7 protein-coding genes are annotated in these 8,248 nt (G+C 57.1%); 4 read left to right on the top strand and 3 right to left on the bottom strand.

Annotated elements, in window-relative coordinates; all coding sequences use genetic code 11:
• From AC3WUT_RS26835 to AC3WUT_RS26825, 3 genes are all read left to right on the top strand, one after another.
• The coding region (locus tag AC3WUT_RS26835; protein ID WP_492350123.1) for an IPTL-CTERM sorting domain-containing protein at positions 1–1,570 on the top strand (1,570 nt) is incomplete at its 5' end.
• A 590-nt stretch (positions 1,571–2,160) separates the two neighbouring features.
• Complete coding sequence (locus AC3WUT_RS26830; RefSeq protein WP_492350122.1) at positions 2,161–2,949, top strand: AraC family transcriptional regulator; 789 nt, start codon at positions 2,161–2,163, stop codon at positions 2,947–2,949.
• A gap of 114 nt (positions 2,950–3,063) precedes the next feature.
• On the top strand, positions 3,064–4,377 hold the full coding sequence (locus AC3WUT_RS26825) for a sensor domain-containing protein (RefSeq protein ID WP_492350121.1): 1,314 nt from the start codon (positions 3,064–3,066) through the stop codon (positions 4,375–4,377).
• A gap of 237 nt (positions 4,378–4,614) precedes the next feature.
• Here AC3WUT_RS26825 and AC3WUT_RS26820 read toward each other — a convergent pair whose 3' ends face one another.
• A complete protein-coding gene (locus AC3WUT_RS26820) occupies positions 4,615–4,815 on the bottom strand; it encodes a diguanylate cyclase domain-containing protein (RefSeq protein ID WP_492350166.1) in 201 nt (66 codons plus the stop codon).
• Between the two features lie 149 nt (positions 4,816–4,964).
• On the opposite strand from AC3WUT_RS26820, the gene AC3WUT_RS26815 reads away from it, so the two are divergent.
• Positions 4,965–6,725 carry a methyl-accepting chemotaxis protein gene (locus AC3WUT_RS26815; protein WP_492350165.1) on the top strand — a complete coding sequence of 587 codons (1,761 nt, stop codon included), beginning with the start codon at positions 4,965–4,967 and terminating at the stop codon, positions 6,723–6,725.
• 608 nt (positions 6,726–7,333) lie between these two features.
• Here the strand turns inward: AC3WUT_RS26815 and AC3WUT_RS26810 are convergent.
• Complete coding sequence (locus AC3WUT_RS26810; RefSeq protein WP_492350120.1) at positions 7,334–7,759, bottom strand: cupin domain-containing protein; 426 nt, start codon at positions 7,757–7,759, stop codon at positions 7,334–7,336.
• Positions 7,760–7,840: 81 nt separating this feature from the next.
• A partial coding sequence (locus AC3WUT_RS26805; protein ID WP_492350119.1) for a helix-turn-helix domain-containing protein occupies positions 7,841–8,248 on the bottom strand: 408 nt, incomplete at its 5' end.

Below are 8,248 nucleotides of genomic sequence, written 5' to 3'. Positions count from 1 at the left end.
TGTTGGTGGTGGAACGTCTTATGCCGACGGTGCCTCTTATGCCTTCACGGCAGACGTCACCCTCTACGCTCAGTGGACTGCCTTGCCGACCAAGACGGTCACCTTCGATAACAATGGTGGCGCGGGCACGATGACGGCGCAGACGGCCAACGTAGCAACGAACCTCACGACCAATACCTTCACGCGTTCGGGCTATACCTTTGCAGGCTGGAACACACTTGCTGTTGGTGGTGGAACGTCTTATGCCGACGGTGCCTCTTATGCCTTCACGGCAGACGTCACCCTCTACGCTCAGTGGACGGCGGTACCTACCAGTCCTGGAGCTCCGACCATCACGGGTATCACCCCAGGTAATGCGCAACTGTCGGTGGCTTTCACCACGGGCACCACTGGTGGCTCGGCGATCACAAACTACGAATATTCAATCAATAACGGGGGGACATTCACGGCCGTGTCACCTGCCGCCACGACCAGTCCGATCGTCATTGCCGGGCTGACCAATGGCACCACCTATCAGGTGCAAATCCGGGCGGTCAATGCTGTTGGCTCAGGTGTGGCCACGGCTTCAACCGCAGGCACGCCTGCCACCACACCGTCTGCGCCGACCATAACGGGCATCACACCCGGCAATGGTCAGTTGTCTGTGGCATTTTCGGTGGGGCCAACGGGTGGCTCTGCGGTCATCAACTACGAGTACTCAACCGATAATGGAGGCTCCTTCACGGCAGTGTCACCTGCCGCCACGACCAGTCCGATTCTCATCACTGGCTTGACCAATGGCACCACCTACCAGGTGCAAATTCGGGCGGTCAACGCGATGGGGGCAGGAGCGGCCACGGCCTCGACAGCAGCAACCCCCAACCCGGTGGTCAACGGGACCTGCGGTGCCGCCAACGCAGTGACTATCGCCTATGCGCCCGCCGCAAATCTTTGCAGCTTGGGCAGCGCCAGCGCAGTGAGCAATGGCGCATCATCCTGGAGCTGGACTTGTTCAGGCTCGGGGGGGGGGAGCACTGCGAGTTGTACTGCACCCAAAGCTCAAACCACGACTGGCTCTGGCTCAGGTTCTCTTGGGATCACCGCGTCCAGTGGTGCAACTGCATGGCAGGTGCAAAGTGCGGACTTTGTTTCTGTCGCCTCAACTGCCGGCAGCGCCCCAGCGGGATTCAGTATTCCGCACGGTCTGTTGGATCTCAGGTTGAACAGTGGAACGGCAGGGTCGAGCGCCACCGTGACCATCACTTACCCACAGGCACTTCCAGCCAACACCGTGTATTGGAAGTTCGGCAAGAAGGCTTCTGGCTCCGCGGCCGAGTGGTACCAATGGACGGGTGCGGTGATAGCAGGCAACACCATTACGCTGACTCTGACCGACGGTGCTCTTGGTGATGACGACTGGACTCAGAACAGCCTGATCGTGGACCCAGGTGGTCCAGGTGTACCTTTGGGTGTCGACGCTGCAGCTAGCGTACCAACGCTTTCCCAGTGGGGGCAAATCGCATTGTCGGCACTGCTAGCCATGTTTGGTCTGACTTGGCTGCGTCGGCGCAACGGTGCGTTGGTGAACTGATCTGGCTGGCACTGAATTTGGTGGCTGCTGGTGGATTCGATCAGCAGCTCCGGAATGACCTGGGCAACTGGCGTAGGCGTAAGCAGTGTCAGTTGCATTGAACCAAAGCCATGTGATTCAAGACGTACACCACCGCGTTGCGGCGGCAAGGACCGTTCGGCGCGGGATTCGGTGCACATCGAAGCGACGGCATCAGCACTGCGGCGCACCCGAATCAGGCCTTACCTGCCTTGACGGTAAGCCCGGCAAGTCGTTTACCCAATCCGTCGCAGCCCCCAGAGGATCCATTCCACCATTTAATTTCCTTGGCGGGAATATGGACTCTTTAGCAATCGACCTTCCATCCCTCGGCCGACGCGGCGGCCGCGACAGCGGCTCCTTCAAGGCCGACATCGTTGCCGCCTGCAAAGCCCGCTGGTGCTGACTCAGCTTCCTTCGGGTGCAGGCGGGCGGTTGCTGCTACCTCGGCATGCGCGCTCACATGGCACCTTCTAACATCGGATCTTGGTCTTCGCGTTTGCGCGCATTCCATTCCCTCTTTTGCGATACGTTTGATCCAAACATCTTCATCCATGCGCCCGGACTGGGTGATGCGCGCCCAGCCGACAGAGGGTCTCGAACGTATTGAGGCGTGGTTTCACGGCAAAGCTTACGCCATGCATCGCCACGACACGTATGCGATTGGCCGAACGCTAGCTGGGGTGCAGAGCTTCAACTATCGACGCAGCCGGCGTGACAGCCTTCCGGGCAACACCATCGTTCTACACCCCGACGAAGCGCATGACGGCCAGGCGGGTACGGACGAGGGTTTTCGGTATCGCATGATTTACGTTGAGCCCGCACTTTTCCAGGATGTGCTGGGTGGCCAAGCACTTCCATTCCTCGAGGGCGGCGTCACAGCAGATCTGCATATTGCGGCAGCAGCGGAGTCATTGCTGCAACGCGTAGGCCATATTTACGAGCCGCTTGAACAGAGTGACGCGCTTGCAGAGCTTGCGCATGCACTCGCGGCGGCCTCTGGCGTGAAGCGAGCGCGTGGCATCGGGGACTATTTGGCAGCTCACCGCGCCCGAGATTTTCTGCGCGCAAACTTCACGCGCGTGGTCACGCTGGAAGAAGTGGAAATGGCGACGGGCCGTGATCGCTGGAGCCTCTCGCATGATTTTCGCACCTTCTATGGCACAAGCCCGTATCGCTACCTCACGATGCGACGGCTCGATGCAGTTCGGCGTGAGCTGCTCTCGGGTTCATCGCTTGCAAGTGCGGCGGCCGATGCGGGCTTTGCCGATCAGAGTCACATGACCCGTCATTTCCTGAAGACCTTCGGCCTTACGCCAGGCCGCTGGATTCGGATCGTGAACAACCGCCCCCCTGGTTGAACCGACACCCACGATCGTTCAATACGGCTCTCCGACGGATGAGTAGATTCAGGCGCAGCTCTTGAGGTCGAAGTCCAGCGGGCGCTTCATGTGGATGCTCGCGGGCGAGAGTTGATGCATCTCATTCTGCGTGACGTCACCGAGCGTCGGCAAACGCAGGCACGACTCATCGCCAGCGAAGAACGCTTGCGCGCCATCACCGACAACGCGCCCACATTGATGGCTGAATTTGACCTGGACCTTCGGTTCCATTTCGCCAACCGCGCTTACAAAGCATGGCTCGATCTCGATCCCTCAGCGATTCTGGGAAAAAGTATCGTCGAAGTCTTCGGCATGGAGATCCTCGAGCACGTCAAACCCAAGGTTGCCGAAATGCTCTGTGGGATACCGACCAGCTATGAAAGAAAGGTGGTGACACTTACAGGGAGTCGTTGGTTCAAATTCTCACTCGTACCTAAGCGTTGCGAATCTGGAGAAGTTGTCGGATTTTATGCCGTGGGCAGCGACATCAACGACTATCGCAAGGTAGAGGGAGAGCTGCGCCTAAGTGAGCAAAGGCTGCGTATCGTCACTGATCACTTGCCCATGCGGGTGTCCTATGTCGACGAGCATGAAAAGTACCGGTTTGTGAACTCGGCATATGAACAGGGATTCGGAAAGTCCCGCGATCTTCTGTATGGTATGCCGGTGCGGGAAGTTTTGGGTGAAGGGGCCTATCAGCAAGCCGCGCCCTACGTTCAACGGGCGCTTCAAGGTGAATCGCTGACTTTTGAGAGCGAAATCACCACTCGTGATGACTATCGTTGCTACCGGGCCAACTATGTCCCGCAGGTTGCGGATGATGGGTGCAAAGTCCTAGGTTTCGTAGCAATCGTGGTCGACACAACCGCGCAAAAGCTTGAGGAGAGGCATCTGATTGAACTGTCACAACTCGATCCCCTGACTGGGCTTCTGAATCGAGCTGGGTTCGAGTTGCGGTGTCAGGAGGCGATGGACAGATGTCGTGCAACGCTGGGTACCATGGCCATCCTCTTCTTGGATGTCGACGGATTCAAGAAGGTCAATGACCGCTATGGCCACCTGAGTGGCGATATCTTGCTGAAGGCATTTGCCGGTCGGCTCCTACGTACTTTGAGAGGTAGCGACGTGGTGGCTCGCCAGGGAGGCGATGAGTTCCTTGTCATTTTGGAAGGTCTGTCAGGTCGCGTCGATGCAACCCTCATCGCTGCAAAAATTGTCGAGGCCATGCAAGACCCATTTGTTCTCGAACAGCATGCGGTGTTGATCACAACAAGTGTTGGTGCAACCGTCTACCAGGGGAAGGCCGAGGTCTCTCAACGCGAACTCATCAAACAAGCTGACGCTATGCTTTACCAAGCGAAAGCGGATGGACGTAACCGCTATTGCGCAACAGAAGGCTGGCATTGAGTCTCGATGGAGTACGGGAGGGCGCGCTCTCCACCCCCACTGAGAAGCAGTTTTCGGCTGCCAAAAATGCCGAGGCCGTCCCGCCAGCGACTGCGATGCAGTATTTCGTAAAAATGAAACCGTGACCATCAATGTGGGCACCATCGCATTGCGTCTGGCGTGGGCTGCCATCGCGTTTCATCAGAAGTCGAACGCAGCTTGACCATGATTTTCTACGTCGCTCACTCTTCACATGACTCAGTTCGGGGCATGCGGCAACGGGTGATCTGCCTCTTGCCATTCAACGAAACGATTGCGCCCATTGGATTTCGCAGCAGAAAGGGCCGCGTCTGCATGGCGAACCAGATCGGCATGCAGCGCATCGGCCCGCGGCACCAGTGTGGCCCCGCCGACGCTCAGAGTGACATGCCCACCGATGCCACCAGCTTGGTGAGGGATATGTCCTCCTACTACAGGATATGTTCGCTATAGAACAAATGTACGTGGCCTGTTTGCAAGCCCATCTTCCCCACTTGGTCAATGATAAATTTGACATGAAAATCTTATTTATCAATAATTTTGACATCCTCAACACAAAGAGTGCAAAAATGTCCATCCAACACCTGTCCATTCGGGCCAAGCTGTCAGCAGCTTTCGGGGGGTTGACAGTTCTGGTGCTCATCGCATCAGGCATCGCCATCAATGCCCTGCAGGATGCCAATCAAGCATTCGATTCGTTTGTAACAGGCATAAATGCTCGAGCTGCTTTGGTCGATCAAATCCATGCGGAAGTGGACGCCCGAGCGATCGCTGCCCGCAATCTGGTGTTGGTCACCAAGCCAGGCGACCTGGAGGTCGAAAAAACTGCGGTCACCCGGGCTCATGACCAGGTTCAAAAGGATTTAGCCAAACTGAAAGAACTGGTGGCCAGCAACGATGTTCCGGCCAACGTCAAAGCCCTGGTCGGTGAGATCGACAAGGTCGAGCAGGCTTATGGACCAGTAGCCTTGGCTATCGTGCAACTTGCCCTCCAAAACAAACGCGACGAAGCAATTGCCAAAATGAACGATGAGTGCCGCCCCCTGCTGGCGACCCTGATCGAGAAGTCAAATGCGTATGCGGAAGCCACCGCCCAACGGTCCGCAGCCATGATCAAGGAGGCCGAGGACCACTACCGAAGCCAACGCAATTTGCTTGTTGTAGCCTGTCTGATCGCTGCGGCGACTGCTGTTGTAGCAGGGGCATTGATTGTGCGCAGCCTGACCCGTGCCTTGGGTGCCGAACCTGGCGCTTTAGGAGAGGCGGCACAACGGGTCGCTGGCGGAGACCTTAGCCCTGTGGAAGGTGTTGCATCAGCACCGTCCGGGAGCGTTCTGGAGTCCCTCGGCGCCATGCAGCAAAGTTTGGTCCAGATTGTCAGCCAGGTGCGCGGCGCCTCCGACTCGATCGCGACAGGCTCAGCCCAGATTTCAGTCGGGAATACTGACCTGAGCCAACGAACTGAAGAACAGGCAAGTGCGCTGCAACAGACGGCAGCGACCATGGACGAATTTGGCATCACAGTCCGCCATAACGCAGACAACGCCAAGATGGCCAACCAACTGGCTCACAACGCTTCCGATATTGCAGGTAAGGGCGGCGCGGTTGTTGCCCAGGTGGTGGAAACCATGAAGGGGATCAATGACAGTTCTAAGAAGATCGGCGACATCATCGGCGTCATCGATGGAATTGCTTTCCAGACCAACATCCTGGCGTTGAACGCCGCCGTTGAGGCCGCTCGAGCAGGGGAGCAGGGGCGTGGCTTTGCCGTCGTGGCCTCGGAGGTCAGAAGCCTTGCAGGCCGGTCAGCAGAGGCCGCCAAGGAAATCAAGGCGCTCATCGGTGCGAGCGTGGGTCAAGTCGAGCAAGGCACGATCCTGGTGGATCAGGCTGGCCAGACCATGGTGGAAGTAGTGACGGCCATCACACGCGTCAGCGATATCGTGGGTGAGATCAGTACGGCCAGCTCTGAGCAGAGCTCTGGCGTGACGCAGATCGGCCAGGCCATCAATCAGTTGGATCAAACGACGCAACAGAATGCGGCGCTGGTTGAAGAAAGCGCAGCGGCCGCACAGAGCCTGGAGCATCAGGCTCAGCAACTGGTGGCTGCGGTATCCATCTTCAGGTTGACGAACGAGCAGGCGCGCTCGACACAAGCGGTGTCTCACAAATCCGTTCCACGCCCTCATGTCGCGAAGGCGATTTCGACGCAAACCAAGACCCCTCCAACTTTGAAGGCTGTTCCCAAGTTGGCTGCGGACAAGTCAAAAGCGTCAACTTCAACCAGTTCCGCAAAGACGGGGAATGATGACCAGTGGGAAAGCTTCTGAGGTGATTGATAGTATTTGGGACAGATGCCCGTGAATTGCTGGCCGCGCAATTGTTTTTCTGGTGATAAGCAAAGGCCGCAAAGACCAAGTTCTTGGACATGAACTGTAAGCTGTGCGTAACGTCTTGGGAGCACTTGACCGCGGCAGCATTCTGCTGGGTTGTTTGATCTAGGTGCGCAGCGACCCCCTCGATAAGCGCGCCGCAAAGAGCTGCGATGAACCGTTCAGAGGCCATGCATTCGTATTAGTGGCTAGTGCGGCAATATCATGAAACAGATGTGCCGGGAAAGTCAGTGCCTGAGCCAGCTGAGCTGGCTACCGGAGAAGGGGCGACCCGTATGATCACAGTGCCGATGGCACCAAGAGCGGCCAGCCCGGCGCAAATGTCAACGCTGTTGGAGAGCATCGACTGGCGTATGCCAAAGTGCATTTAGCGAACAGAACGTGCGGCCTGAATCTAGTTGAAATTGCATCTCCAATCGCCCCGACGCTGAGTCTTGGGCGCAGTTTCGTCAACATCACCATTCTGAGCTGTCTCCAACGGATGTTCTCGTCATCGCCTTGATGGTCCAAATGATGCACCCCCCCTAGTTGCAGAGTACGGGACCTTAAATCCACTGATCATTCGCAACAGTACGCTCACTTGTTTCACCGTCACCGGTGTTTGCTACACCACGTGGCTCAATTAGCAGGAGCTTCACTTCGCCAGGCGCGCAAGGCTTGTGTTCGACGCCTTTCGGCACGACGGCCATTTGACCGGCACCCAACACGATAGAGCCGTCACCCGACGGTCCAGCACGAAAGTCGATTCGTAATTCACCGTCTAGAACTATGAAAGTCTCATCTGTATCGGAGTGTTTGTGCCACACAAATTCACCCTCGAGCTTGACGACCTTGAACTGGTAATCGTTCATTTCCGCTACCACGCGTGGTTGCCAGTGTCCGTCGATCAGTGAGATCTTGCTAGCCAGATTGATCGCCTTGCATTGACCGCGTGAGGCTGGTGTTGTTCGGGAATGTGTTGACGTGGGCATCGCTTTCTCCGTTCCATGTGGATGTGCAGCCGAGAATACTCAGCCGCCGGAGAGCCGTATTGAACGATCGTGGGTGATCGTTCAAGCTATGGTCTGGTTGCTCACAATCCGAATCCAGCGGCCTGGCGTAAGGCCGAAGGTCTTCAGGAAATGACGGGTCATGTGGCTCTGATCGGCGAGGCCTGCATCTGCCGCCGCACTTGCGAGCGACGCGCCAGAGAGCAGCTTGCGCCGCATCATATCGAGCCTTCGCATCGTAAGGTAGCGATACGGACTCGTGCCGTAGAAGATGCGAAAATCATGCGAGAGACTCCAGCGGTCACGCCCCGTCGCCACTTCTACTTCTTCCAATGTGACCACACGCGTGACGTTCGCGCGCAGAAAATCACGAGCACGGCGAGCCGCCAAATGATCTGAGGTTGCCCCTGAAAATCGGAGTGCATAACCGGTCTTCAAGCGGCAGATTTGTGCTGCGCCGCCAACCAGCGA

The organism is Curvibacter sp. EU05-FHT14A10, from assembly GCF_058791075.1.
The sequence above is the reverse complement of the archived record's forward strand: the minus strand, read 5'-3'. Positions and strand labels throughout refer to the sequence as shown.

Bases quoted from the DNA above. Each gene is read 5' to 3' on its own strand.
- AC3WUT_RS26830 (WP_492350122.1), top strand. From the start codon at position 2,161: ATGCGCGCCCAGCCGACAGAGGGTCTCGAACGTATTGAGGCGTGGTTT.
- AC3WUT_RS26825 (WP_492350121.1), top strand. From the start codon at position 3,064: ATGCATCTCATTCTGCGTGACGTCACCGAGCGTCGGCAAACGCAGGCA.
- AC3WUT_RS26815 (WP_492350165.1), top strand. From the start codon at position 4,965: ATGTCCATCCAACACCTGTCCATTCGGGCCAAGCTGTCAGCAGCTTTC.
- AC3WUT_RS26810 (WP_492350120.1), bottom strand. From the start codon at position 7,759: ATGCCCACGTCAACACATTCCCGAACAACACCAGCCTCACGCGGTCAA.